The sequence below is a fragment of the Luteibacter sp. UNC138MFCol5.1 genome (genome assembly GCF_900110505.1).
Classification (GTDB): Bacteria; Pseudomonadota; Gammaproteobacteria; order Xanthomonadales; family Rhodanobacteraceae; genus Luteibacter.
Genome location: NZ_FODZ01000001.1, coordinates 852431 through 876858, shown reverse-complemented (window position 1 = coordinate 876858; position 24428 = coordinate 852431). Strand labels below are relative to the sequence as shown.

Annotated in this window: 22 protein-coding genes and 1 tRNA gene; 17 read left to right on the top strand and 6 right to left on the bottom strand. The window is 65.3% G+C overall.

The genetic code is table 11. The features are described 5' to 3' along the window. Positions 1-41: 41 nt before the first annotated feature. On the bottom strand, positions 42-596 hold the full coding sequence (locus BMY69_RS03850; protein ID WP_177191063.1) for a DUF308 domain-containing protein: 555 nt from the start codon (positions 594-596) through the stop codon (positions 42-44). 106 nt (positions 597-702) lie between these two features. Between BMY69_RS03850 and BMY69_RS03845 the strand changes: the two genes are divergently transcribed. From BMY69_RS03845 to BMY69_RS19510, 3 genes are all read left to right on the top strand, one after another. Further along, positions 703-1296 carry a TetR/AcrR family transcriptional regulator gene (locus BMY69_RS03845; RefSeq protein ID WP_090056391.1) on the top strand — a complete coding sequence of 198 codons (594 nt, stop codon included), beginning with the start codon at positions 703-705 and terminating at the stop codon, positions 1294-1296. Between the two features lie 105 nt (positions 1297-1401). Continuing rightward, positions 1402-3522, top strand: a complete 2121-nt coding sequence (glgX, locus tag BMY69_RS03840) for a glycogen debranching protein GlgX (RefSeq protein ID WP_090175397.1) — start codon at positions 1402-1404, stop codon at positions 3520-3522. Between the two features lie 76 nt (positions 3523-3598). Then, complete coding sequence (locus BMY69_RS19510; RefSeq protein WP_177191020.1) at positions 3599-3901, top strand: hypothetical protein; 303 nt, start codon at positions 3599-3601, stop codon at positions 3899-3901. A 970-nt stretch (positions 3902-4871) separates the two neighbouring features. Here BMY69_RS19510 and BMY69_RS03830 read toward each other — a convergent pair. Further along, complete coding sequence (locus BMY69_RS03830; RefSeq protein WP_090175396.1) at positions 4872-5270, bottom strand: YybH family protein; 399 nt, start codon at positions 5268-5270, stop codon at positions 4872-4874. A gap of 480 nt (positions 5271-5750) precedes the next feature. Continuing rightward, complete coding sequence (locus tag BMY69_RS03825; protein WP_090175395.1) at positions 5751-6752, bottom strand: hypothetical protein; 1002 nt, start codon at positions 6750-6752, stop codon at positions 5751-5753. Between the two features lie 196 nt (positions 6753-6948). On the opposite strand from BMY69_RS03825, the gene BMY69_RS03820 reads away from it, so the two are divergent. The 7 genes from BMY69_RS03820 to BMY69_RS03785 all read left to right on the top strand — a co-directional run bounded on the left by BMY69_RS03820 (position 6949) and on the right by BMY69_RS03785 (position 14498). Then, on the top strand, positions 6949-7860 hold the full coding sequence (locus BMY69_RS03820) for a TIR domain-containing protein (protein WP_090175394.1): 912 nt from the start codon (positions 6949-6951) through the stop codon (positions 7858-7860). Between the two features lie 2 nt (positions 7861-7862). Further along, the gene (locus tag BMY69_RS03815; protein WP_090175392.1) at positions 7863-8558 is read left to right on the top strand and encodes an adenylate/guanylate cyclase domain-containing protein; all 696 of its coding nucleotides are present in this window, start codon (positions 7863-7865) and stop codon (positions 8556-8558) included. A 702-nt stretch (positions 8559-9260) separates the two neighbouring features. After that, complete coding sequence (locus tag BMY69_RS03805; protein WP_090175388.1) at positions 9261-10820, top strand: adenylate/guanylate cyclase domain-containing protein; 1560 nt, start codon at positions 9261-9263, stop codon at positions 10818-10820. Beyond that, positions 10807-12525 (top strand): ThiF family adenylyltransferase, encoded by a 1719-nt coding sequence (locus BMY69_RS03800; RefSeq protein WP_090175387.1) that lies wholly within the window; start codon positions 10807-10809, stop codon positions 12523-12525. Before BMY69_RS03805 ends, BMY69_RS03800 begins: the two co-directional genes overlap by 14 nt. Continuing rightward, entirely contained in the window at positions 12522-13037 is a 516-nt protein-coding gene (locus BMY69_RS03795) for a Mov34/MPN/PAD-1 family protein (RefSeq protein WP_090175386.1), read from the top strand. Before BMY69_RS03800 ends, BMY69_RS03795 begins: the two co-directional genes overlap by 4 nt. Before the next feature lie 17 nt (positions 13038-13054). After that, positions 13055-13984 carry a TIR domain-containing protein gene (locus BMY69_RS03790; RefSeq protein ID WP_090175385.1) on the top strand — a complete coding sequence of 310 codons (930 nt, stop codon included), beginning with the start codon at positions 13055-13057 and terminating at the stop codon, positions 13982-13984. Positions 13985-14129: 145 nt separating this feature from the next. Then, positions 14130-14498: a hypothetical protein gene (locus BMY69_RS03785; protein ID WP_143070376.1), complete on the top strand. Its 369-nt coding sequence runs from the start codon at positions 14130-14132 to the stop codon at positions 14496-14498. Here the strand turns inward: BMY69_RS03785 and BMY69_RS03780 are convergent. Further along, positions 14487-14560: transfer RNA gene (locus BMY69_RS03780), tRNA-Gly, on the bottom strand. The two genes, BMY69_RS03785 and BMY69_RS03780, sit on opposite strands and share 12 nt — an antisense overlap. 135 nt (positions 14561-14695) lie before the next feature. On the opposite strand from BMY69_RS03780, the gene BMY69_RS03775 reads away from it, so the two are divergent. The 4 genes from BMY69_RS03775 to BMY69_RS03760 all read left to right on the top strand — a co-directional run bounded on the left by BMY69_RS03775 (position 14696) and on the right by BMY69_RS03760 (position 20188). Beyond that, the gene (locus BMY69_RS03775; protein WP_090175383.1) at positions 14696-15406 is read left to right on the top strand and encodes a hypothetical protein; all 711 of its coding nucleotides are present in this window, start codon (positions 14696-14698) and stop codon (positions 15404-15406) included. A 220-nt stretch (positions 15407-15626) separates the two neighbouring features. Continuing rightward, complete coding sequence (gene trmB, locus BMY69_RS03770; protein ID WP_090175382.1) at positions 15627-16352, top strand: tRNA (guanosine(46)-N7)-methyltransferase TrmB; 726 nt, start codon at positions 15627-15629, stop codon at positions 16350-16352. Between the two features lie 53 nt (positions 16353-16405). Next, positions 16406-18139 carry a ubiquinone-dependent pyruvate dehydrogenase gene (gene poxB / locus BMY69_RS03765; protein WP_175472849.1) on the top strand — a complete coding sequence of 578 codons (1734 nt, stop codon included), beginning with the start codon at positions 16406-16408 and terminating at the stop codon, positions 18137-18139. Between the two features lie 231 nt (positions 18140-18370). Then, positions 18371-20188 carry an SLC13 family permease gene (locus BMY69_RS03760; RefSeq protein WP_090175381.1) on the top strand — a complete coding sequence of 606 codons (1818 nt, stop codon included), beginning with the start codon at positions 18371-18373 and terminating at the stop codon, positions 20186-20188. Positions 20189-20200: 12 nt separating this feature from the next. On the opposite strand, the gene BMY69_RS03755 is transcribed toward BMY69_RS03760, so the two are convergent. Then, positions 20201-20542, bottom strand: coding sequence for a Rieske (2Fe-2S) protein (locus BMY69_RS03755; RefSeq protein WP_090175380.1), 342 nt, complete (start codon positions 20540-20542; stop codon positions 20201-20203). An 80-nt stretch (positions 20543-20622) separates the two neighbouring features. Between BMY69_RS03755 and BMY69_RS03750 the strand changes: the two genes are divergently transcribed. The 3 genes from BMY69_RS03750 to yedA all read left to right on the top strand — a co-directional run bounded on the left by BMY69_RS03750 (position 20623) and on the right by yedA (position 22860). Further along, positions 20623-20901 carry a hypothetical protein gene (locus tag BMY69_RS03750; protein ID WP_090175379.1) on the top strand — a complete coding sequence of 93 codons (279 nt, stop codon included), beginning with the start codon at positions 20623-20625 and terminating at the stop codon, positions 20899-20901. 68 nt (positions 20902-20969) lie between these two features. Next, a complete protein-coding gene (locus tag BMY69_RS03745) occupies positions 20970-21851 on the top strand; it encodes a methylated-DNA--[protein]-cysteine S-methyltransferase (protein ID WP_255364448.1) in 882 nt (293 codons plus the stop codon). 94 nt (positions 21852-21945) lie between these two features. Then, positions 21946-22860 carry a drug/metabolite exporter YedA gene (gene yedA / locus BMY69_RS03740; RefSeq protein WP_090175378.1) on the top strand — a complete coding sequence of 305 codons (915 nt, stop codon included), beginning with the start codon at positions 21946-21948 and terminating at the stop codon, positions 22858-22860. 237 nt (positions 22861-23097) lie between these two features. On the opposite strand, the gene BMY69_RS03735 is transcribed toward yedA, so the two are convergent. After that, entirely contained in the window at positions 23098-24420 is a 1323-nt protein-coding gene (locus BMY69_RS03735; protein WP_177191062.1) for an ABC transporter permease, read from the bottom strand. Positions 24421-24428 lie beyond the last annotated feature (8 nt).

Sequence of the window (24428 nt, the reverse complement as noted above, 5' to 3'; positions counted from 1 at the left end):
TGCTGAAGCTGCTGGTCCCGCGATAGCGCGTCCGCGCACCTTTAGCGGGCGAGACGACCGGCCTTCAGCGCCGGCTCGCGACGGAAGGTAAGGCGCAGCGCCGCGAGCAGGAAGTAGAAACCACCAAACGCGGCATACGGCGCCAGCTTGTCGATCGTCGGCGCGTCGCCGAATGCCTGCATCGCCATGAAGACGCCGGCGAGCACCGACTGGCCACCGCTGATCATCATGAAGACCTGGCCGCCCAGCTTCCGGCGCTGGATGCCGACGAACAGCTGCAGCGCACCCGAAAGCAGCGCCCACACGCCGAACACGAGCAGGCCGCCCGCGTTGCCATTGCTCGCCAGCGCGATGGCGAGCGCCACGACCGTCACGAGGCTGACGATCAGGTTCAGGCGCTGGCCCGGGTTCTTCGACAGACCGCCGTTGCGGCCGGCGTCGATCAGATTGGCGAGCGCGTCCCATGCCGGATACAGAAGCAGAAGGGCGTAACCGACCACCGAAGGCGCGCCGAGGTTGGACACCAGCACCACGAGCGCCACCCAGGCGAAGGCGACGACGGCGCGCATGTAGTAGAACTGACGGAGGGAATTCATGGGCTGGATCCTCGATAAGTGCTGCCAGCCTACTAGTAGGTAGAACATCCCGTCAAGGGATGCGGTCGTTATTGTTCAGCTACCTACCTAATGGTAGGCTGATCGCATGAGCACCCAACAGAAACTGATCGATTCGGCTCGCTACCTGATCCAGACCCGCGGATACAACGGCTTCAGCTACGCCGACGTCGCCGAGGAAGTGAAGGTGCGCAAGGCCAGCATCCACCACCACTTCCCCACCAAGGCGGACCTCGCGCAGGCCGTCGTCGAGGAATCGCGGACGGGCATCCTCGCGCAGACGCAGCTGATCGCGAACGCGCCCTTCGATCCCGTCGAGCGCCTGCGCTTCTACACCGGCTACTGGGAGAAGTGCATCGCGGACGCCACGGCGCCCTTCTGCGTCGCCGGCATGCTCGCGGCCGAACTGCCGTCGCTGCCGCAGAGCCTCGCCGAATCGGTGCGCGCGCATTTCCGCGATCTTTCGCGCTGGCTCGAGACGATCCTCACCACCGGCGCGCAGATGGGCGTTTTCCGCCTCATGGGCCCGGCGAGCGCGGAAGCCGAGGCGTTCATGTCGATCGTCTACGGCGCGATGCTCACCGCCCGCGCGTACGACGACCCGAAGAAATTCCCGGAGATCGTGCAGGGCGGGCTGCAACGGCTGCTCACGGTGGATGCGAGCGCCAAGGTCCGGCACTGATCGTCCGACACGCCACGGGGGGCTGCACGTCCGCATCGCCTGCCGTCAACGCCGCGTCCACCGCGGCCTCTGAATGCTTGGCCACCTTTCTCCGGCGCCACGCTCATGACGCAGTCCCCCACCGACCCGGCCATCCGCATCACGGAGGGCCGGCCATTTCCGCGCGGTGCCTCCTTCGACGGTAGCGGCACCAACTTCGCGATCTTCTCGGCGCACGCCACCCGGGTCGAACTATGCCTGTTCGACGACGAGGGCAACGAAACGCGCATCGATCTGCCGGAATACACCGACGAGGTGTGGCATGGCTATCTTCCGGATGTGAAAGCCGGACAGCTCTACGGCTACCGTGTCCACGGTCCGTATGAGCCGACGCAGGGCCATCGGTTCAACGCCAACAAGCTCCTCATCGATCCCTACGCCCGGGAGCTCGCAGGCGACCTGGTGTGGTGCGACGAGCTCTATGGCTACACCGTCGGGCATCCCGACAAGGACTTGAGCTTCGACGAGCGCGACAGCGCGCCATTCGTCCCCAAGGCGGTGGTCGTCGGCGACGATTACGACTGGGGCGACGACCGACCGCCCATGGTTCCCTGGGACGAGACGGTCATCATGGAAACGCATGTCCGCGGCTACACGATGCGCCACCCGTCCGTCGACACGGCGGTGCGCGGCACGTGCGCCGGCCTGGCGACCCCGGCCGTGCTGGACGGCATCCGCTCGCTGGGGGTCACGGCCATCGAGCTGCTGCCGATGCACGCCTACCTCGACGACAGGCATCTTCTCGAAGCCGGTCGCAGGAACTACTGGGGCTACAACACGATCGCGTTCTTCGCGATCAAGCGACGTTACCTCTCGACCGGACATCGCGACGAGTTCCGCGACCTGGTCAAGGCCGCGCACCAGCGGGGTCTCGAATTGATCCTGGACGTGGTCTACAACCACACCGCGGAAGGCAGCGAACTCGGTCCGACACTTTCGCTGCGCGGCATCGACAATCTCTCGTACTACCGCCTTGCGGAGGATCCGCGTTTCTACATCAACGACACGGGCACGGGTAACACGCTCAATGTCAGTCATCCCCGCGTCATCCAGATGGTGATGGATTCGCTGCGCTATTGGGTCACCGAGATGCACGTCGACGGGTTCCGGTTCGACCTTGCGACGATCCTCGGGCGTGAACCGACGGGCTTCGATCAGCGTGGCGGCATCCTCGACGCGGTCGCCCAGGACCCCGTGCTCGCGGCGGTCAAGATGATCGCGGAGCCATGGGATTGCGGACCCGGCGGCTACCAGGTCGGCCATTTTCCTCCGGGCTGGGCCGAGTGGAACGACCGGTTCCGTGACGATGTGCGTGCGTTCTGGAAGGGAGACGAGGGCAAGCTCGCCGACGTCGGCAAGCGGCTCACCGGCTCGGCCGACTTCTTCGACAAGCGCGGCCGACGTCCCTGGGCAAGCGTCAACTTCATCACGGCGCACGACGGCTTCACGCTGTACGACCTCGTGAGCTACAACCAGAAGCACAACGAAGCGAATGGCGAGGACAACAAGGACGGGTCCGACAACAATCACTCGTGGAACGGCGGAGCGGAAGGTGAAACGGAAGACACCGGCATCCGGGCCTTGCGCGAACGGCAGATGCGCAATCTCCTGGCGACCCTCTTCCTGTCGAAGGGCACGCCCATGCTTCTGGCGGGCGACGAGCGTGCGCAGACACAGGGCGGCAACAACAACACGTACGGACAGGACAGCGAGATCGCGTGGATCGATTGGGAGCGCGACCCGACCGAAGGCCGCCTGACGGACTTCGTGCGCGAGCTCACGGACTTGCGCAAGCGCTACCCCCTGCTCCGTCGCGGCAGGTTCCTCGACGGCCGATACGACGACGCGAGCGGCACGAAGGACATCGTATGGCTCGCGCCCGACGGCTCGGAGGCGGGCGAAGCGCAGTGGACCGATCCCAGCGCCCGCTCGATCGCCGCGCTCATCGATGGTCGCGCGCAGCAGTCGGGCGTGAAACGCCCCGGGACGGATACCAGCCTTCTCGTGCTGCTGAACGCATGGACGGAAGGCGTGGCGTTCCAGCTGCCCGGGGACGCGACCTGCGACGCGTGGAAAGTCGTTCTTTCGACCGCGCCCGAGCTCGCACCGGGCATCGCCGCCGGCAGTGGCACGTCCTTCGTCTGCCCTCCGCGCGCGATGGTCGTCCTCGCCTGCGACATCGCCTGATACCCGGGCGCACCGGCCGGGCCACGGAGGGCCCGGGCCGCGGGAGCCTGCTGTGGGGACGCAGGGAAGAAAGAATGTGCTCGAGACGATCGAACTGACCGCGGCGGCGGAAGGTGGATTCATTGGGACGCGGATGCAGACCGGCGAAGCGTCGTCGCCGGTGCGCCTGGATCAAGAAGTCGCGGCTGATTTTGCAAGTGTCTTGCAGCCGAGCCCTCTCGGCCCGCTTCGTCACCCTTCGGCCAAGCACGGGCAACCCGACCCGTCGTACTCGCTCAACGCGTGGACGTTGTCGACCCTTTCGATGATTCCCTTTGGAGAAGCGACCTTTTCCGCTCGATTCCCCAGGCGTATCCCCAAAGATTTCCGTCATCTCTAACGACGCGGTGGCAAGGAATCAGAACGGCAACCGGATTCGCCGCACACGCGGCGGCAACCGCCCGCTCCTGCCTTGGCACACCGAGGCGCAGTGCTATCTCCCGGTAAGTGATGGTGTGCCCGGAGGGGACATCCCGTAATACGTCCCAGACCTGCCGCTGGAAGATCGTCCCCTTGATGTCCAGAGGCAAGGAAACCCCGGCCGACGACTCGATGGCGCCCACCACGCTTGCGACCAGCCGTTCGTAGACCCGGTCGCCACCGATCAGCCTCGCCCTTCGAAAGCGCTGCTGGAACAGGGTGAGCACCTCGTCGGGTGAATCTCCGAGCATGACGCAAGCAACGCCCTTTGTTGTTGAAGCCACTAGCACGGTTCCAAGCGAGCATTCGCCGAGGGCGAAGTGCAGTTCGGCCCCTTCACCGCCTTTTCGGGTATTGCACGGGTCGCATGCCAAGGGCCCGACCCGTTGCCCCATAGAACTGGGCAGACGACGCGTACCCTGCTTCGAAAACGGCCTGCGTCACGGAGGAGCTTGACGGCAGCAGGCCACGCATCCGCGCTTCGATGCATGCCCGCCAGTACCCCTTCGGAGTCGTGCCGGTGTGGGCCTTGAACAAGCGGTGGAAATGGCTTGCACTCATGCCTGCCATTGCTGCGAGGGCTCGAAGCGGAAGCTCGCGATCCGCTTCCGCGATAGCTCGACATGCCAAGAGCATCGCCAGGCGGTTCGTTTCGTAACCCGGAAGCTGATCGGGCCTGCAGCGCCGGCACGGGCGAAACCCCGTCGCTTGCGCTTCCTGAAGGGTTTCATGCAACGTGATGAAACGTCTCGCTGCATGCTTGGCCGGACAAGACGGTCGGCAATAGACACCCGTGCTGCTGACGGAATACCAGAAGTGCCCGTCTGCCTCACGGCACCGCCCGAATAGTTGTTGCCAGCGTGGATCCACTCACCGGTCCTGTCGTCAGTTCACGCTCTTAGCGCAGTCCCGAACGGGTTGTCGATGAGGTAACGCCAGAGCCCGTCGCTACCCCGCCGCGCAATGTCGTTGGCAGTTGCCACCATGTTTACCTCTGTTCCGTCCGGTGCGACTCCACAAATGGACCAGTCAAGAACCAGGGAAGCGATATCCCCTGCGACGAAGATGTGCCGGGCCTTGATGGTCATGGGCAGTCGGTACGAAAAATAGCGTTCCAGTTCTGCGCGTATGCGATCGCGACCTTTGTGCGGAACGCCATCTGCACCCACCAGCATGGCGCCCGGCTCGTAAAACCCCAGCATGACATCTGCGTTCAGAGAATTGATGTGCGAAAGCAGGGAGGGAACGATGTCCTCAGGCATGGACGCAAGGGGAAGAACCGTATGCATGGAAACCTCATGGCTGGATGGTGAGGCCAAGGCTACGGTCCAAGGTCGGCCACGGACATCCGAAAACCTGCTTTCAAACCCGGCGCGGACGCGTGGACTCGCGGCGTGCGCGGTCTCCCTGCATTCCGATGAACAGGGGTACGCGGTCACTTTTGCCTATCTTGGGGGGGGGGACGCGGAATCGAACGTGGACCCCGGGGAGGGGCGATGCAGGGCAAGGCTTCGGCTCGAGGCCGATACCCCGAGCGATACCGTTCGAAGGCCTCTTCTCGGCGGCAATGATGCCTGCCACCGTCGAGCGCGAGAGCGCTGAGAGAGGCTGGAGCGGGTGAAGGGAGACCACGTCGCCCAATCGCAACACGTTGTTTTAGATCAACTTCTTGCCGCACCACTGATGATGAGACGATACCCTAAGCAGTACCCGATCGCCACCCCAGCTTGCGCCAGACAGCAAACCAGCTCACCGCTCGGCCGCCTACCCTACCGCCCGGACCTGTCCATTTCCGTCTTGCGCATGCCCAAGCTCAGGCCGGTGGGTAGGTCTTGAAGAGTGGCAATCAGCATCGGGCTGTCCACGATCATCCGTCCGTTTGCCAACCGGGCATACGACGGGTACCAGCGGCCCGAAGTCTCGTTGAACTCGTATACGACGGTGGCGACCGACAGGCCCTTGGCTTCCAACCTATCGATCAGGGTGGCCGCTTGGGCAGCTGCCTCTGACAGGCCCTCATACGCGGCCGCGTGCGTCGCCGGGTTGGTCCCTCGGATGAGAAACGACACCCGACATTGTCGATAAGGTCCTTCCAGGCAGATGATCGGCGACTCCAGCTGCCGGCTTCGATCAAGGACCGTCTTCAGCCAAGTCCGCGCGGCGGCGTATACATCCTTCCCCGCTTCCGTCGCAATGGCTTTGACGAAAGGGTTCCACAGAATGCCGTAAGCCAACGCGATCCGAATTAGCTCATGGGTGGTGTTCGCCGCGTTGTAAGACATCTGTACGTGAACGGTCCGCGGTGGCGCATCACTCAGGACCTCGTCCAACCACCCATTCGGCAGATCCCGAGGATCGGTGGCCAGCTCAATCGGACCATCGACCGCGACCAGAGGCGCCTCATCCCTGTGCTGCACCTCGCTGTCCGCTAGATCCAACTGAGCAAACGTTGCGAGGCCTCCCCGGCCGTAGTAGCCGACGATGCCTGCCACGAAGTGTTGGCCGTCAGGGGTAACGAAGGCTTCCACCTCCAGGACCTGACCCAAGGGAAGACCAGGGTCGTGGCCGTTCAGCAGCACGGCTGGGTCTCGTCGATGGCTGTCCACCAACGCTGCGGGGTCAGCTGGCACGGCCAGTCGGCCGCTGGCGTCCCGTTCGTCGGTCCAAAGGACCGCCGAGGCCACCTGGGCGTAAACGGGCGGCCCGTATCGTTCCAGCCCCTTTTCGGCCCACTGCTGTGCCTCCGGCGTCAGTTGAATTTTATTTGCCATGTCCCTGCTCCGGCCTTTGCTCTAGCCATGGAATCACCCGCTGCGCCGATATTCAAATGCTTCAGCAGGCCAGTCCAGGTGAGGCGCGCCCGACACTACGGCTCCAGCGCCTCAATCGAGTAAACCGCGCCGGGGCGTCTTGACTTCATGACGTTTGGGTTCAAGCTTTGTGCTCGACCAAAGGGAGGCAGGACGTATGATCGAACGGTACGAAGGGGATGCGGGGCAACGGCGGCTCATCGCTGCGTTGATGGAGGACCGTTTGGTGGCGCACCAAGCTGACTTGGCCGAACGCTTAGCTGCCGTCGGCCAACTCGTCGCTTTCGCGCCGGGCGACGTGTTCATCTCCCAAGGGGATCACACCAACGACGTGTTCTTCATTGTCGCCGGTGCCGTGAGCATCGCCGTCAATGGCGTCATCATCGCGAACCGCTTTCCCGGCCAATCCGTGGGCGAGATGGCAGCTGTCGAGCCGTCGCAACCTCGATCGGCAACCGTCACGGCGACCGAACCGACCGTCGTCCTGAAGGTCACGGAAGAACAGTTCTCTGGCGTCGCCGAGGCCTTCCCAACCATCTGGAGGCGCGTGGCGGCGACGCTGTCGCGGCGTCTTAACGAGCGCAATCATTTGGTGACCGCCAAGCGAGAGGTCATCAAAGTATTCGTCATGTCCTCGCGAGAAGCCCTACCCATCGTCGACTTGATGATCGAGCAATTTGCGCATGACCCATTTCTCGCGGTCGCCTGGAAGAACGGCGTCTTCAAGGCCTCCCATTACACCCTCGATGATCTCGAGGCCATGCTCGACGATTCCGACTTCGCCGTGGCCCTGGCGTATCAAGATGACGTCGTGATTACCCGCGACGACGAATGGCCCGTCATGCGGGACAATGTGGTGTTTGAGCTGGGCCTCTTCATGGGTCGTCTCGGCCGACGCCGCGCCTTCTTGATGGAGCCACGTGACGTAAAGCTCAAGCTCGCAAGCGATCTGACGGGATTGACGACTATTCCTTATCGGTACGTACCGGGTAAAAATGCGGCGGATTATCTGGCGCCAGCCTGCGCCGCTCTGCGCCGTTTGATCTTGGACTCGATGGCGAAGGAGTAGTCATGGGACGGAAAGCGGACTTAGAGTCATGGTGCAATAGCGTCTTTCGTGATGCCTGGGAGACGCGGCAGGGCGCCAAAGTGCCCGACGAAGACTCCAAGCTTAGCCTGATGAACGAAGCCATCGAATTGGAAGCGACGGTGCTCTACGCTGACATGGCCGACTCGACCAAACTGGTGGACACTAAGAAGGCGTCCTTCGCCGCCGAGATCTACAAGACGTTTTTGCACTGCGCCGCGCGAATCATCCAGCATTACGGCGGCGCGATCACCGCCTACGATGGCGACCGCATCATGGCGGTGTTCATCGGGGATCAGAAAAACACCAATGCGGTGAATGCGGCTCTAGAAATCCGCTGGGCCGTCCTGCACATCATCACCCCGCAGATGAAGCGCACGTATCAAACCACCGATTATGTCCTTCGCCACGTCACCGGCGTCGATTCAAGCTCGCTGTTTGTCGCCAAGACCGGTGTGCGTGGGGCCAACGATCTGGTCTGGGTTGGCCGGGCGGCCAACCACGCTGCAAAGCTCTCGTCCCTGCCCTCGGACTATATCTACATCACGAAGGCGGTCTACGGCCGATTGAACGATAGCGCGAAGCTAGGAAGCAACGGCAAAAATATGTGGGAGCCGAGAACGTGGACGTTCAACGATCAAACGATCTATCGGTCAAACTGGACTCGGTCTATCGGGTGACTCGGGTGGACGCGATGCCCTCAACCACCGCACGTCCGCGCCCCCAGCGGGTTTGGTAGGACCCACTGATTCCCGCCTTATTGTCAGCATAGATATCCGGCGCTGTTGGTGCGCAGACCGAATCTTTCGAGGCTTGTCCAGCCCGGGCCGCCGGGTCACGCTCTCCGGTGGTTGAGGGCAGTGTGATCGCTCCATCCACGGACGTCGCAACTCGGTAAGGAACGGGGTAATGCCGCTATATTCTGAGAAGGACCTAGACCGGGTGCGCCATGCGTTTCAGACCGCGTGCGCGGACTTGTTTTTGTGGCCCACGGCGGGCAACCCGCGGAGTCCAATCAGATCGGCCGATGTCTTGATGCCTTGCTTGATGCACTGGCCAACCTCGAGATCGTCGAAGAGTCCTTCCGCATGGAGGGAATGTCCCCGCTCGCGGCTGATGAGTTGAACTGCGCCCTGACGGACACGCGGCAAGCCGCGCCTCGCGTCCGCTGAATGGGTCCAATCGTCCGCTGGGTTGCGCGCGGCTAGGGCACCGAATATGCATATCGCGGATCCACATTTACCCCTTGAATTTGAGACATTCGTCACAGACATTTAGGTGGAGGAGCGCACACACCGCGGGGGTTGCATTGGTGTGCTGAGTTCCGGGGATTACAGGCCAACTATCGACCGGGGCCGCATCGGCCTCGCGGGGGAGAGCGCATGAGTTCCAGGACTTGGAGTGAGAGCCGTGCTGAAAAGCGCATTCAAGCCAGCATCGATGCTGTGCCGCTCTCGGACATCACGATCAAGAAGTATGTCCGCGACACGGACCTGAGCAATTTGAGCAAGAAAGTTGCCTACCGGGTGGACGGTGTGCATCTGTACGCCGACATTCTCAATTTGAAGGACATGTTGCATGTCACGGACACTGAGGGCGAATCATGCCACCGGCGCACGCTTCGTTTCCTGAACCTGCATTACCGAGCCGTCCAGCGCATCGTGAACAACGAGGACACGGTGCTGGTTGACTTTCACAATCAGCGTCTGCATACGGTCGTGACCAAGCCCTATGACGATGAGCCACAACGGATTCACCGTGCCGTCGCCATTGGCCAGTTGATCATCGATGTGCTTGCGCGCACGGGCGAAGACGCCGATCACCCTGCCGCGAAGGTTCGGGTGGGCATCGACAGCGGCCTGGCCCTGGCCGTCAACAACGGTCGGCGCGGCCATCGGGAGCCGCTGTTCCTTGGGGAGCCGGCCAACCATGCCGCCAAGCGCTCGGGCGGTGGCACGAAAGCAGGCATTTATCTCACCAACACCGCTCGTAAGGTCATCGGCCTGAAAACCGTGACTGACGAAGATGCGACGGCGCTCACGGCCGATGAAATCAGTATCAGTCAGGGCAAGGCCGCGCTGGTTAGCACCGTTGATAAGGTTGTCGCCGACTGGGAGGCCGATCTCAAGGCCAATCCCATCGGCCGGTTTGAGTTCAGCGCCCACACCCCGCCCTATGCCGGCCTCGACTTCGAGTCGTTGTCGGTTACATCAACTCGGCGGCAGGACGCAGCCACCGTCTACGCCGACATCGACGGCTTCACCAAGTATGTCAGCGCCAACATTACGGACGATGAGAAGGCAAAGCACGTCGTCCGAGCGCTCCGGGTCCTTCGGAGCGAGCTGGACGCGGTCCTCCATACCGAATTCCAGGGCCGGAAGGTACGGTTCATTGGCGATTGTGTGCACGGCCTCTTGGTCGAGGGAACATACGCGACCACGGATGAGGAGACCACCGTCAGCAACATGGTCTTGTGTGCCGGCGGCATGCGCAGCAGCTTTCGTCTCGCCCTGAAGTTGCTGGACGCGGCCGGCACCAATGCCAAGAGCCTGGGGCTCCAGATTGGGTTTGAATATGGGCCGATGACGGCGACCCGCCTGGGCCTGAAGGGCGACCTCATCCGCTGCTCGGTCAGCCGCGGCGTGCTCGAAGCCGAGCGAGAGCAAGGGCGATGCAAGGGTGCCGAGACGGCCATTGGCGAAATCGCGTACAAGCGCGGCTCGCAGGCCGTTCGAGACCTGTTCGGGACGACGCGTATTCGAGCGGATATGGACTACGCTGATGCCGTCGATGGGCTGGCCAACAAGGGCGACAAGACCGCGAAGGCAGCTCGCTCGGGCGGTGCGGGCGCATCGTTGCTTCAAGGGGCAACCTCGTCGTCCGGTGGGTATGGCTTTCGTGACAGCCCTGCTGGCCCGGTGAAACGCGATGGCTTCGCTTAATTTTTGGTATATCGAAAACCTCGCGCGCTTTCGCGATGAAGGCGTGGCGCTAGCGAACCTGGCGGCTCGCGTCGACTGGATTGAGGTGGGCCCGCAGCGGATTGATGCGGACGGCCGCGTCATTGTGGATTTCACCCTCGAGGTCGGCACGCGGATCTACGAGGCTCGCCTGCGCTACCCGACCACCTTTCCGTTGTCGCCCCCCATAGTCGGCTCGCGCGACGGATCGGCGAACTGGTCCCGGCATCAGTACCAAGGGGGCGACTTGTGCCTGGAATACCGCGCCGATAACTGGACGCCTGAGGTGCTGGGCGCGCAGGTGGTGGAAAGTGCCTATCGGCTCTTGGCTGGGGAGAATCCCTCTCCCGGTGTGCGCGCTGAAGTCCCAAGCGCGCATGTGGGCAGTGTCGGTCAGCGTCTGCGCGGCTCACACTCGCGCTTCGTCCTGACTCGGGACTCGCAGGCCGTATTGGCCGAGCTTATCCCGGGCCTAGGTTTCAACGGCATCGCCAGGCGCTTCAGCTTCGGTCTCACCGGCAACGTGCGCTTGATGAGCGAGGCCGTGTTGCCCGATGGTCGCGCGTGGGCGGACGCGACCCTGCCGGCGAGCGATTACAACGACCTGCTCGATGAAGCGATGCATGTCCGTCACCTGAGCGACAAGGAAGACCTCCCCATCGACCTGGACAAGGTCGCGTTCAACGAAGCGATGGTCCAGTTGGGCGTGCCTGCTGAGGCCAGGGTCGTCGTGCTTTTGAAGGACTTTAACTTCAAGGCCTATCGCATCTTTGACGATGAAGTTCATGCGCTTGCTGTCATGGGTGCCCCACCAGCGCGTCCACGCCTGACCGCCGCCCATGTCGCGCTTTCGCTCAAACAGGTCGCCGTGATCGGGTGCGGCTCGCTCGGCAGCAAGGTCGCCACCTCGCTGGCGCGGTGCGGCGTGCGCAGCTTTGTGCTCGTGGACGATGACATTTTCACGCCCGACAATCTGGTTCGCCACGACCTCGATTGGCGGTCGGTGGGTCTGCACAAGGTCGACGCACTGGCGAGCCGATTGAAATGGGTTCAGCCGGGTGCGGCGGTGACGGTTCGACGCAGCAAGCTGGGCGGCCAGGAATCCGCGACCACCTCTGAAAGCATCATCGCTTCCATTGCAGGGTCGGACCTGGTCATCGACGCCACCGGTGTGCCGGAAACGGGCAACTTGCTCGTGCTGCTGCGGGAACGAGTGCAGGTGCCAATCCTGTGGGGAGAGGTCTTTGCGGGAGGCATTGGAGGCCTGGTCGCTCGGCAACGTCCGGGCCAGGAGCCGAGCATCGGCTTGATGCGTCGCGCCATCGACAACTGGTTCGCCGAGCACGATGTCCGCGCTGAGGATCTGGCGGTGCCTGAAGAGCCTTACGCCCGCCGAACGGGGGAACAGGTCTTTGTCGCCGACGATGGCGATGTGAGCACCATTGCCAGCGCCATGACGCGCCTGGCGGTGGACACGCTGTTGGAGCGCTCGCCCTCGCACTTCTTGCACTCCATCTACCTCATCGGCATGGCCCCAGAAGGTCCGTTCACGCAGGCGTTCGACACTCGCCCCATCTACTTACCGGAGGTCGACGAAAGCCAGGAGACGCAGATCATGACCAAGGCCGAACATGAGGAAGCGGTCGCGATGCTGGCCAACATGTTTGGCCAGGACGTGGTCCAGTGATTGGCGTCACATTCACCGCCGACGCGTTGAACAAGCTGCGCTCCGCGCTGCAACGCACGCGCAGCCACGAAGTCGGCGGCGTGCTGGTGGGCCAGCACCTGAGCGCGGACTTATTTGCCGTGCTCGATCTCAGCGTTCAAGTCACTGAAGGAACCCGAGATCACTTCGTTCGAGACCCGAGCCAGCACCGCGCGTTCTTGGACGCGTTCTTCGAGCGCACCGGTCACGACTATGCGCGATTCAACTATCTGGGCGAGTGGCATTCGCACATCCATGTGGCTGCGATCGCCAGCGGGCCCGACATCGCCACGATGCAGGCGATCGTGGCCGATCCGGCCGTCAATGCGGCCATGGCGGTGTTGGTCGTTGCACGGCTCGGTGGAGGTGATCGTCTGGAAATGTCGGCCACGGTCTATCGCGATGGATCTGATCCAGCCCCCGTTGCCCTCTCGGTCATACCCCTTCACGGAGCGGCTGTTGCTCCGCCCACTCCCATCACTCCAACGGTTTAACCCTCACGAGGAAAGCCATGAAAGAGCGTTACGAAGACCCAACCGCCCTGAAGGAAGCTCTGCTGGGTCAGCGCATCGTCCAGGGTGATGCGGCCCTGGCTGATGCACTGATGTCCGAGGGGTCGCTGGTCGAGTTCCAACCGGGCGAGACCGTCATCACGCAAGGCACCTTTGACCGGGATGTCTACTTACTGCTGTCCGGCGCCGTGCGCATCATCATCAATGGCGTGCGCCACCATACGCGCACCAAGGGCGACACCATCGGCGAGATGTCGGCCCTGAACGCGTCCATCGCGCGGTCGGCCACCCTCGAGTCCGAGGGCCTCAGTGTGGCATTCAAGGTCGATGGTCCGCGGTTCGTTGCGCTGTTGAACGAGCATCCGCAAGCCTGGCCGCGCTTGGCGTCTGAGCTTGCCGCGCGCATCGAGCAGCGCAATCAGTATGTCAACCCGACCAACCGACGGCCGCGGGTGTTCATCATCAGCTCGCTCGAAGGCAAAGAGATTGCCAACGCCATCCAGCAAGGGCTTGAGTACGAGGACATTGCTGTCGAAGCGTGGGACGACCACAACATCTTCCCGCCGGGTGCTTATGTGCTCGAAACGCTGGAGAAGGAAGTCGCTTCGGCGGACTTTGGTATCGCCATCGTCAGCCCCGATGACCTAGTGCGGGCCCGCGACCGGGTCCAGCCGGCGCCTCGCGATAACGTCATTTTCGAGCTGGGTTTCTTCGTGTCGCGATTGGGGCGGCATCGCACGCTGTTGTTGACCCCGCGCGGTGCGCCGGACACCAAGATCCCCAGCGACTATAAGGGGATCGTGCCCATCTCCTACAAAGAAGCGTCCGCCGATCAAAAGCTCGCATCGGCCATCAAGCCGACCGTGATCCAGATCATCAACGTGATCAAAGAACGCGGCATGCGCGCTTCGTATCAGGTCGCTCAGTGATTGCTCGGGGAGGCGCGATGCCATCCGCCTCCCCGCGTGGGGCGCCCTCCCCTGGTCGGCGCTCGGCAAGGAAGGACCCAAGACCTTTGAGTTGGTGCATGCTTGGGTGACGTGTGGGTTGGCGATCGTTGGGATGATCTTCCCCGTGCACAGCTATCTCCGCTTGGTGAACCGCCAGAAGCAGAAGGGCGAGGTGGCCTATGCGGAGTGGTGGAGCGCCGAGAAACGGAGCACAACCAATCGTGACGTCCTGACCGTCGTCATTTGGATGGTCATGGTGGCCTTTGGACTGACCGCACCGTTGTATGCCTTGGATCACAAGGCCGGCGGCAGATCGTGTGGCACCAAAAAGCGCGCGAAAGTGCCTGAGGGACGGTCCAGCAGGAGGGCCTTAGCCATGGAAACGATACCCAAAACGATACCCGAAGAAATCGGTCTCTCGCTTTGCCTCGCACCATCTCCTCGTTCTGCTGCAAGCACTTACCAAGCAGAAGAGGACGGCTGGAGCGGGTGAAGGGAATCGAACCCTCGTCAGTAGCTTGGGAAGCTACAGCTCTACCATTGAGCTACACCCGCGTCGGGCTCGGATGGTAATACGCCGGGCGTGCCGGGGGAAAGGTGGCGGCCGGCTGAACCTGTCCGTCGGGCCCCGAGCGTTGCGCAAGGGCCGGGCGCATAATCGGGGCGGGGAATCCTCACGAGGGCCGGATCATGCGTCGTTCGTCTTCGTTGTCCATCGCCGTCGCCCTGGCGCTCGTCGCCGGGGGCGCCTCCGCGCAGTCGCGCAGCGTGTCGACCGCCGACATGCCCAGGCCGGGCGTGAGTTACATCTCCGGCCCCTCGGCGCCCGTCCGCAAGGAGACGGTGAGCACCGGCACCCTGCCCCAGCCCGCGCGCCTTTACGTGGGTGGCCAGGTGTCGGTCGGTGGTGGTGGTTATCAGGAGCGGACCAGCTACGGGAACGGCTCCCTCGTCGACAGCGGCTTCTACTACGGCGATGGCTATCCGCCGGGATACGGCTATGACCGGGGCGGCCATGGCGACGGCCGCGGCCGTCCGGGGCACGGGCACGATCACGACGGGCCCGGTGGCGGTCATGGCGGTGACCATGACCACGACCACGGACCGGGACGAAACAACGGGTCGTTGACGCTGGCCGCACCGCCGGGCGGTGGCGGCCACGGCATGGCCACGGGCGGCGGTGTCCGGTTGTCGCCGGATCGGTCGAACGATCGACCCGGGCACGGGGATCGCGGCTGGAATCAGGGTGTCTACGGGTACCCGCGGCCGGCGCAGCCGGGCACCGGCATGACGAACAGCCGCGCGCCTCAACCGGGGACCGGCATGTCGGGTGGGAATCAGCCGGGCACGGGAATTCCGATGCGGGGCGGGCCCGGCGGCTGGCGCGGGAACGGCCGCTAGGCTGCCCTTGCGCTCGCGATGTCGCCCGAAGCGGGCATGGGTCGTACAATTCGCGGATGCCGATGACGCCGGAGGCGCGGAGCGTGCGAATACGCGCCTTGTTCCTCCCGGCCGCCCGTCGAGCCGCGACTTTTCGACCGGACCCACCCATGAACCCTTTTTCCCCCGCCGCGGACGGCTCGCTCGTCGGTCGCCTCTTCTCTTCGCCGGAGCGTTGACGATGGCGCACGACGAAGACACCCCGGGCGACGCCCCGTTCCATCGCCGCATCCGTAGCTTCGTGCTGCGCGAGGGACGCATGACGCCCGCGCAGCAGCGCGCGTTCGACGACCACTGGGCGCGCTTCGGGCTCGACTACACGGGCGGCGCGCGCGATCTCGACGCGACGTTCGGTCGTGGCGCGCCGCGCGTGCTGGAAATCGGTTTCGGCAACGGCGAAGCGCTGGCCTGGGCGAGCGAGCACGATCTCGCCCGCGATTACATCGGCGTGGAAGTGCACGGCCCGGGCGTCGGTCGCCTGATGAACGCGCTCGCGGCACGCGACGCGTCGAACGTGCGCCTCTACAAGCACGACGCCGTCGAGGTGCTGGAGAACGAGATCGCGCCGGGCACCCTGTCCGAGGTGCGCATCTGGTTCCCCGATCCGTGGCACAAGAAGCGCCACAACAAGCGCCGCCTCGTGCAGCCGGCCTTCGTGGAGCTGCTCGCCTCGCGCATGGCGCCGGGCGGTCTGCTGCATCTGGCGACGGACTGGGAGGCGTACGCCGAGCACATGCGCGAGACGATGGAAGCCGCCGAGGGCTGGCGCAACCGCGTCGGGCCGGGCGCGGTCGCCGAGCGTCCGGCATGGCGCATCGAGACCCATTTCGAGCGTCGCGGCACGCGGCTCGGGCACGGTGTGTGGGATTACCTGTACGAGTGGTCGGGGGCGACGACAGGTCGTTGACTGATCGAGGCGCATAACATGGGGCTTCACGTCACCGACCGGAGCCCCTGTCCATGTCGATCTCCAATCTCGCCGACCTCATCGCGGCGACGCTCGAAGAAGCCGGCGTCCGCCGCATCTATGGCCTGGTGGGCGACAGCCTCAACGCCATCACCGACTCGCTGCGCGAGCGCGGGGCCATCGACTGGGTACACGTGCGTCACGAAGAATCGGCCGCGTTCGCCGCCGGCGGCGAAGCGCAGCTGACCGGTGAGCTCGCGGTATGCGCCGGCAGCTGCGGCCCGGGCAACCTGCACCTGATCAACGGCCTGTTCGACTGCCATCGCTCGCGCACGCCGGTGCTCGCCATCGCGGCGCACATCCCCAGCGGCGAGATCGGCAGCGGCTATTTCCAGGAGACGCACCCGACCGAGCTCTTCCGCGAGTGCAGCGTGTACTGCGAGATGGTCTCGGACGCGTCGCAGATGCCGCACGTGCTGGAGTCGGCCATCCGCGCGGCGGTGGGGCAACGCGGTGTCGCCGTCGTGGTCATTCCCGGCGACGTCGCGATGCGCAAGTCGCCGGTGAAGAAGGTGACGCCGGCCGCGGGCCTGCTGCCGCCGGCGCCGAAGGTGGTTCCGGGCGAGCGGGAACTCGACGCGCTGGCCGACTTGCTCAATGCCGGCAAGCGCGTGACGCTGCTCTGCGGTCGCGGCACCGCGGGCGCGCACGACGAGCTGATCGCGCTCGCGGAGGCGCTGAAGTCGCCGATCGTGCACGCGCTGGGCGGCAAGGAATTCGTGGAGTACGACAATCCGTTCGACGTGGGCATGACGGGCCTCATCGGCTTCAGTTCCGGCTACCACGCGATGGAGGATTGCGACACGCTGCTGATGCTCGGCACGGATTTCCCGTATCGCCAGTTCTATCCGGAGGACGCGACGATCGCGCAGGTGGACATCCGCCCGGGCAACATCGGGCGGCGCTGCCGTGTCGATCTAGGCGTCGTCGGCGACGTGGGCGAGACGCTGCGCGCGCTGCTTCCCCGCATCGAACCGAAGCGCCTGCGCGGCCATCTCGACCGTTGCCTGGCGCACTACGCGCGGGCGCGCGAAGGCCTCGACGAACTGGCGCGCATCGACGGTCGTCACGACCTCATCCATCCGCAGCAGGTGACACGCCTGGTCAGCGACCTGGCGGAAGAGGATGCGGTGTTCACCTTCGACGTCGGCACCCCGACGATCTGGGCCGCGCGCTACCTGCGCATGAACGGCAAGCGCCGTCTGCTGGGCTCGCTGGTGCATGGCTCGATGGCCAACGCGATGCCGCAGGCCATCGGTGCGCAGGCCGCCTATCCGGGCCGGCAGGTGATCTCGCTCTCGGGCGACGGCGGCTTCACCATGCTGATGGGCGACTTCATCACGCTGGCGCAGCAGAAGCTGCCGGTGAAGGTGATCGTCCTCAACAACGGCACGCTGGGCTTCGTGGAGCTGGAGATGAAGGCCTCCGGCTACATCGAGACCGGCGTGCAGCTCGACAACCCGGACTTCGCCGCGATGGCCAACGCGATGGGCATCCACGGCCGCCGGGTCACGCGCGCCAGCGATCTGCAGTCGGCCATCGCCGAGGTCCTCTCGCACGAGGGTCCCGCCGTGCTCGACGTCGTCAGCAACCGGCAGGAGCTGTCCATGCCGCCGAAGATCACGGCCGAACAGGCGAAGGGCTTCAGCCTGTACGCGCTGAAGGCCGTGATGAGCGGCCGCGGCGATTCGATTCTGGACCTGGCGGTGAGCAACCTCAGCCGCTGAGCGCGGCTGGGCGCGGTGCGCCGTAGGAGCGCACCTGGGCGCGATTGGGGGCTTGCCGCGAGCAGCTATCGCGCCCAGGTGCGCTCCTACGGGGATCAGCTTCAGCCGCGAGCCACCCCCAGCGCGTATACTCCTGCGGCAATCACCGCAGCTGGCGCCGTAGATGCCACCGCACGTCTCCATCGACCGGATCCGGACAGCCGGCTAGTGGCTCTGACCCTCACTCCCGAAATGATCCTCGTGCTGGGCCTGGTGGGCTTCACCATGCTCATGCTCGTTCTGGAGTGGATCCGGGCCGACATGGTGGCCCTGCTGGTCGTGGTCACCATCGGCCTCACGGGGCTCATTCCCGGCGACCAGGTGTTCAACGGCTTCGCCGGTAACGCCGTCATCGCGATCATCGCCATCATGATCATGGGCGCGGGTCTCGACCGCGCCGGCGTGCTCAACCTCACCGCGGCCTTCGTCATGCGCATGGCGCGCGGCGTGGAGTCCCGACTGGGTGTCGTCGTCAACAGCGTCACCAGCCTGTTCAGCGCCGTGATCCCCAGCCAGGCGCTGGCCGCGCTGATGATCCCGGTGACCAGCCGCCTGTCGGCCCGCACCGGCGTGCCACTGTCGCGCCTGCTGCTTCCGATGGCCTTCTGCATCCTGACGGCCACGAACACCACGCTGATCGCGAACTCGCCGCTGATCGTCCTCAACGACCTCGTCGCCAGCGCGAACAGCAACCTGCCCCCCGGCGCGCACACGATTCCCAAGTTCGGCCTGTTCAGCGTGACGCCCGTCGGCCTGGTGCTCGCGGTGGTGGGCGTCCTGTTCTTCTATTTCTTCGGCCGCCGGCTGCTGCCCGAGCGCGAGGACGAGCGCCTCAAGGTCACGCCGGGCCGCACCGAGAGCTACTTCGCCGACACCTACGGCATCGCGGGCGAAACGGCCGAGCTGACCGTCACCGCGGAGAGCCCACTGGTCGGCATGAGCATCGGCGAGGTCGAGCAGCTGCACGGCGCGCCGCTCATCCTGGCGATCAAGAACGGCAACGAGAGCCGCGTGGCGCCGCCCTCGGACCAGATGATCTGGGTCGGTACCGTGCTCGGTGTACTGGCACCGCGCGACGCCATTAACGCGTTCGCCAACAACCAGCTCTGCCGGGTGTCGTGGCGCATGCGCCAGCTCGGGGAGCAGTTCAACACCACCCGCGCCGGTATTTCCGAGGCCGTGGTGCCGCCCAGCTCGCGCTTCATCAAGCAGTCGGTGGGCGACCTCCGCCTGCGCAAGCGTTTCGGCATTTCGGTGCTGGCGGTGAACCGCGGCGACGAGGTGTTCCGCGAGGATGTCCGCGCCGTCACCCTCCGCGCCGGCGACACGCTCGTGCTGCACAGCAAGTGGCGCGACCTGATGCTGGCCGAGGAAGACCGCGACATCGTCGTCGTCACCGACATTCCGAAGGAAGAACAGCGGCCCGGCAAGATCTGGCAGGCCGTGGGCTTCTTCGTGCTGGCCAAGTGCCTGGCCCTGTTCACCCACCTCGACCTGTCGGTCGCGATGATGACGGGCGCGGTGGGCATGCTGCTCACCGGCGTGCTGAACATGGACGAGGCCTACAAGGCCATCAACTGGAAGACCATCTTCGTCACCGCGTGCCTGATTCCCCTGGGCTGGTCGATGGACTCGACGGGCACGGCGTCGTGGATCGCCCAGGAAGTGCTCGCGATCCTCGGCCACGCCCCGCAGTGGACCCTGCAGGCGTCCATCGCGATCCTCACCCTCCTGTTCTCGCAAGTGATGTCGAACGTGGGCGCCACGGTCATGATGGTGCCCATCGCGATCAGTGTCGCGGTGAGTACGGGCGGCAACCCGTCCGCTTATGCGCTGATCGTGGCCGTATCGTCGTCGAACACGTTCCTGCTGTCGTCGGGTCACCCGGCCCTGATGATGGTCGCGGGCCCCGGCGGCTATCGCTCGAAGGATTTCCTGCGGGCCGGCGTCCCGCTCACGGTCCTGATGCTGGTGATCACCATCGTGACCATCAACCTGATGTATCGCTGATCGAGAAATATCTCAGGCGAGGCGGACCGCGCCATCGACGACGCGGACGTCGACGCGCCGCAGGCTGTCGCCCTTGCACGGGCCCTGCGTGCATTCACCGGAATCGGCCGCGAAGGACGCGCCGTGGGCCGCGCAGATGATGGTGCCGCCGCGGACCAGGAACTTGCCCGGCGCGTAATCCAGCCGGCGGCCCGCATGGGGACAGACGTTGAGGTACGCCCTCGCCTCGTCGCCGTGACGGTAGACGAGCAGCGACTCGGCCTCGCCACGAAGAAGGGCCTCGACTTCGACGGCGCCGCCGTCGGGGATGTCCGTCAGGAGGCAGAGGGGAGCGGCATCGGTGATAGGGGTCATGGCACTTGTCTATGAGGATCGGATGCCCCAAGGTAAAGAGGCTCACACGCATGTCATTGTGCCATACGGATTTTTAACCAATGCGCTTCGTCTTCCCGCCCATCCGCCGCTCGCGTAATCCCCTCGTCCGCGCCCTGTCGCTGGTGCTGGGCCTCGCCGCCGTGGGCGTGCTGCTCGTGTTCGGCGTGGTGGTGATCGGCGTCCTGTTCGCCGGCGGCCTCGCGTTCTTCGCGGTGCGCCAGTGGAAGCTCGCCCGTGGCCGTCCCGTCGGCGCCCAGGCGTCCGCGCCGAAGGACCCGGACGTGCTCGAGGGCGAGTTCGTGGTGATCCGCCAGGGCCAGCCCGTCCACCACCACTGACGGCGCAAGAACCGGATGGTCGCGGGGCGCGGCCCCGCCTACGCTGGCTTCCCATGAAGGAGGCCATCATGAATCAGGCTCACGCCCACGCCATGCGTCCCCACGCCGACGATGCGCTCGAACGCGTCCGCGCCACCCTCGATCGCGAGGACGGGCCGACCGACCTCGCCAGCCTCGCCGCGGTCGCCGGTCTCAGTCCGACGCACCTGCAGCGCGCGTTCCGGCGCCGCTACGGCGTGAGTCCGGCGGAATACGCGCGGGCCCGCCGCTTCGATCAGTTGCGCGAGGCGCTTCGGGAGGGTGCCGCGGTCACGGACGCCGTCTACGAGGCGGGCTTCGGGTCGGGCAGCCGCGTCTACGAGGAAAGCGACCGGCGGCTCGGCATGACGCCGGCCAGCTATCGCGCCGGCGGTGCCGGTGCGTCGATCCGCTACACCACCACGACCACGCCGTTGGGGCGCCTGCTCGTCGCGACGACGGCGAAGGGCATCTGCTCGGTGACGCTCGGGGCCGACGACGCGGCACTCGAGGCGCGCCTGGGCGACGAATTCCCCTATGCGACCCGCGAGCGCGTCGACGAGGGGCGCGAGGAGTGGCTGGACGCGGTCATCGCGCGCGTCGCGCGCGAGCTGGGATGGAGCGACGCCGACGCGCCGGCGCTCCCCCCGCTCGACGTCGCGGCGACCGCGTTCCAGTGGCGCGTCTGGGATGCCCTGACCCGCATCCCGCGCGGCGAGACCCTGAGCTACGGCGAACTCGCGGCGGCGCTCGGCGTGCCCCAGGCCGCGCGGGCGATCGGTCGCGCGTGCGGCAGCAACCGCCTCGCCCTGCTGGTGCCCTGCCACCGCATCATCCGCGAGGACGGGAGCCTCGGCGGCTGGCGCTGGGGACTCGAGATCAAGCAGCAGCTGCTCGCCACCGAGCGGGCCATGAAAGCCGCTCAAGGCTGACCGGCGAAGGTTTCGCTACCGTCCGCGGCCCGCGGACGATATCGTGGGTGATTCGCGGCGCACGATGCGCCGCGTGACAGCCCTGGAACACCGCATGTCCGACGCCGCCCTCACGCCCAGTCAGGCCCCCGCCTCCGTCGTGCGCGACCCGCGCTGGATGGTGCCGCTCGCCCTGTTCGCGCTCTATGTGATCTGGGGTTCGACGTACCTCGGCATCCGCTATGCGCTGGTCAGCTATCCGCCGTTCCTGCTCGCCACGCTGCGTTTCGCGATCGCGGGCGTGCTGCTGTTCGCCGTGCTGCGTCTGCGTGGCGCCGCGCTGCCGACGGCGCGGCAGTGGAAGAACGCCGCCATCGTCGGCACGCTGCTGCTCGCCGGCGGCAACGGCCTGGTCTGCTTCGCCGAACAGTCGGTCAGTTCCGGGATCGCCGCCGTCGCGGTGGCGAGCATGCCGCTGTTCGCGGCCGTCTTCGGGGGCATCTACCGCGAGTGGCCGACGCGCGGCGAAACCGCCGGACTACTGCTCGGCTTCGCGGGCGTCGTCGTGCTGAACCTGGGGGCCGGCTTGTCGGGCGCACCGCTGGGCGCCGTCGCCCTGATCGTCGCCGCCATGTCGTGGGCCTTCGGCTCCGTGTGGTCGAAACGCCAGGACATGCCCAAGGGCCCGATGAACACCGCCGCGCAGATGCTCTGCGCGAGCGTGTCGCTGGCGATCATCGCGCTGCTGCGCGGCGAACGCCTCCCGGCGCATCCGGAGACCAGCGCGACCGTCGCGCTCGCCTACCTCATCGTGTTCGGCTCGATCGTCGCCTTCAGCGCCTACCTGTACGTGCTCAAGACGGTCCGTCCCGCGCTGGCCACCAGCTATGCGTACGTGAATCCGCCCGTGGCCGTCGTGTTCGGCGTGCTGCTCGCGGGCGAGCACGTGGGCGTGTTCGAACTGGTCGGCATGGCGATCATCCTGGTCGGCGTCGGCATCATCACGATGATGCGGGTGCGCAAAGTGTGACCTGCGTCGCAGGCCTCCGGCCTGCGGCGATTTTTGAGAAAACTTCCATATCCGCAACCGGTACGCGTCCCTAGCCTCGTCGCCTCTCTCAGCCGCCGGAGCTTACCGTGGGAACGATCGGGCCATCGTGCATTCGGTGCCCGCGGTGCCGGCGCTGGTGGCTGGCCCGCGCCGGCACGCTGTTCGGCATCGCGATCGCGGCGCTCGCCTCGTGCCAGCGTTTCCGCAACGAGGAGGTCAGAGCTCGCGAAGCGCCGCCGTCACCGGCAGACGCGCGGCACGCAGCGCTGGAAACAACCCGCCGATGAAGCCGATGGCCAGCGCCCATTTGATGCCCGTCCAGAGCAGGTCGCCGCTCACGTGGAAGCGGAAGACGACCTGGCTGAAATTCGCACCCAGCGTCGACGCGGTGTAGCCGTTGAAGATGATCCAGACGATGCCTGCGCCTATCAACCCGCCGAGCAGCGCGAGCAACATCGTCTCCAGCATGATCGACACCACCACGGGAAGGCCGCGGAAGCCGATGGCGCGCAGCGTCGCGATCTCGCGCGCACGCGCCTGGATCGCCGCGAACATCGTGTTGAGCGCACCGAAGACCGCGCCGATCGCCATGATGATGCCCACGGTGATGCCCACCGCGCGCAGCACCTTCGTCAGGCCTTCCGATTGCTTGCCGAAGTACTCGCGCGTCGTGCTGACGTCGACCTTCAGCCGTGGATCGCCGGCCAGGGCCGCCTTGAACGTGTCGAACGCCTTCGGTGAATCGAGCAGCACCGTCACGGACTGCACGCTGCTGCCGCGCCGGTAGGCGGACGCGACGCTCTGCGTGTCGCCCCAGAGCTCCGATTCGAGCGCGTCGCCCGAATCGAACACGCCCACCACCGTCCAGGTCTGCCCTGCGAGGCGGATGCTCTTGCCGACGTCGAGCCCTTCGAACTGCGCGCGGGCACCCTTGCCCACGATCAGTTCGCGCAGCCCCGGCTGGAACTTGCGACCTTCCACGATCTTCACCTGCTGGCGCAGGTTCCACACGTCTTCGCTCACGCCGCGGATGGGCACGTTGGCGTCGCTCTGCGGATCGCCCTTCTTCGGGAGGTTGGCCACCACGACCAGTTCGCCCGAGGCGATGGGCTTGCCCTGCGCATCCTTCTTCACGCCCGGCGCCTGGATGACGACGTTGGCGCTGTCGCGATCGAGGATCGAATTGAGTTCCGCCTGCGAGCCGCCGCGAAGCACGATCGCCGTCTGGTCGTTGCCCGTCGAGCGCAACGTCTCGGCGAAGCCTTCGCTCATCGCGAGCATGGCGACCAGCACGCCGACCACGCCCGCGATGCCCACGACCACGACCGACGACGAGCCGAGCCGCTGGGTCACCGTGGCGAGTCCGACCTTCGTCACCTCCCACGTCTGCCGACCGCGGCGGGTCAGCGCCATCCACAGCGCCAGCACGACGGCGAGCGCCACGATGCCGGGCCAGGGCAACGCGATCCAGATCGCGAGGAACACCGCGACGATCAGAAGCGTGAGCAGGCCGGCGCCGAACTTCTTCAGTGATTTCATCGTCAGTG

Bases quoted from the DNA above. Each gene is read 5' to 3' on its own strand.
- BMY69_RS03850 (WP_177191063.1), bottom strand. From the start codon at position 596: ATGAATTCCCTCCGTCAGTTCTACTACATGCGCGCCGTCGTCGCCTTC.
- BMY69_RS03845 (WP_090056391.1), top strand. From the start codon at position 703: ATGAGCACCCAACAGAAACTGATCGATTCGGCTCGCTACCTGATCCAG.
- glgX (WP_090175397.1), top strand. From the start codon at position 1,402: ATGACGCAGTCCCCCACCGACCCGGCCATCCGCATCACGGAGGGCCGG.
- BMY69_RS03830 (WP_090175396.1), bottom strand. From the start codon at position 5,270: ATGCATACGGTTCTTCCCCTTGCGTCCATGCCTGAGGACATCGTTCCC.
- BMY69_RS03825 (WP_090175395.1), bottom strand. From the start codon at position 6,752: ATGGCAAATAAAATTCAACTGACGCCGGAGGCACAGCAGTGGGCCGAA.
- BMY69_RS03820 (WP_090175394.1), top strand. From the start codon at position 6,949: ATGATCGAACGGTACGAAGGGGATGCGGGGCAACGGCGGCTCATCGCT.
- BMY69_RS03815 (WP_090175392.1), top strand. From the start codon at position 7,863: ATGGGACGGAAAGCGGACTTAGAGTCATGGTGCAATAGCGTCTTTCGT.
- BMY69_RS03805 (WP_090175388.1), top strand. From the start codon at position 9,261: ATGAGTTCCAGGACTTGGAGTGAGAGCCGTGCTGAAAAGCGCATTCAA.
- BMY69_RS03800 (WP_090175387.1), top strand. From the start codon at position 10,807: ATGGCTTCGCTTAATTTTTGGTATATCGAAAACCTCGCGCGCTTTCGC.
- BMY69_RS03790 (WP_090175385.1), top strand. From the start codon at position 13,055: ATGAAAGAGCGTTACGAAGACCCAACCGCCCTGAAGGAAGCTCTGCTG.
- BMY69_RS03775 (WP_090175383.1), top strand. From the start codon at position 14,696: ATGCGTCGTTCGTCTTCGTTGTCCATCGCCGTCGCCCTGGCGCTCGTC.
- trmB (WP_090175382.1), top strand. From the start codon at position 15,627: ATGGCGCACGACGAAGACACCCCGGGCGACGCCCCGTTCCATCGCCGC.
- poxB (WP_175472849.1), top strand. From the start codon at position 16,406: ATGTCGATCTCCAATCTCGCCGACCTCATCGCGGCGACGCTCGAAGAA.
- BMY69_RS03760 (WP_090175381.1), top strand. From the start codon at position 18,371: ATGATCCTCGTGCTGGGCCTGGTGGGCTTCACCATGCTCATGCTCGTT.
- BMY69_RS03755 (WP_090175380.1), bottom strand. From the start codon at position 20,542: ATGACCCCTATCACCGATGCCGCTCCCCTCTGCCTCCTGACGGACATC.
- BMY69_RS03750 (WP_090175379.1), top strand. From the start codon at position 20,623: ATGCGCTTCGTCTTCCCGCCCATCCGCCGCTCGCGTAATCCCCTCGTC.
- BMY69_RS03745 (WP_255364448.1), top strand. From the start codon at position 20,970: ATGAATCAGGCTCACGCCCACGCCATGCGTCCCCACGCCGACGATGCG.
- yedA (WP_090175378.1), top strand. From the start codon at position 21,946: ATGTCCGACGCCGCCCTCACGCCCAGTCAGGCCCCCGCCTCCGTCGTG.
- BMY69_RS03735 (WP_177191062.1), bottom strand. From the start codon at position 24,420: ATGAAATCACTGAAGAAGTTCGGCGCCGGCCTGCTCACGCTTCTGATC.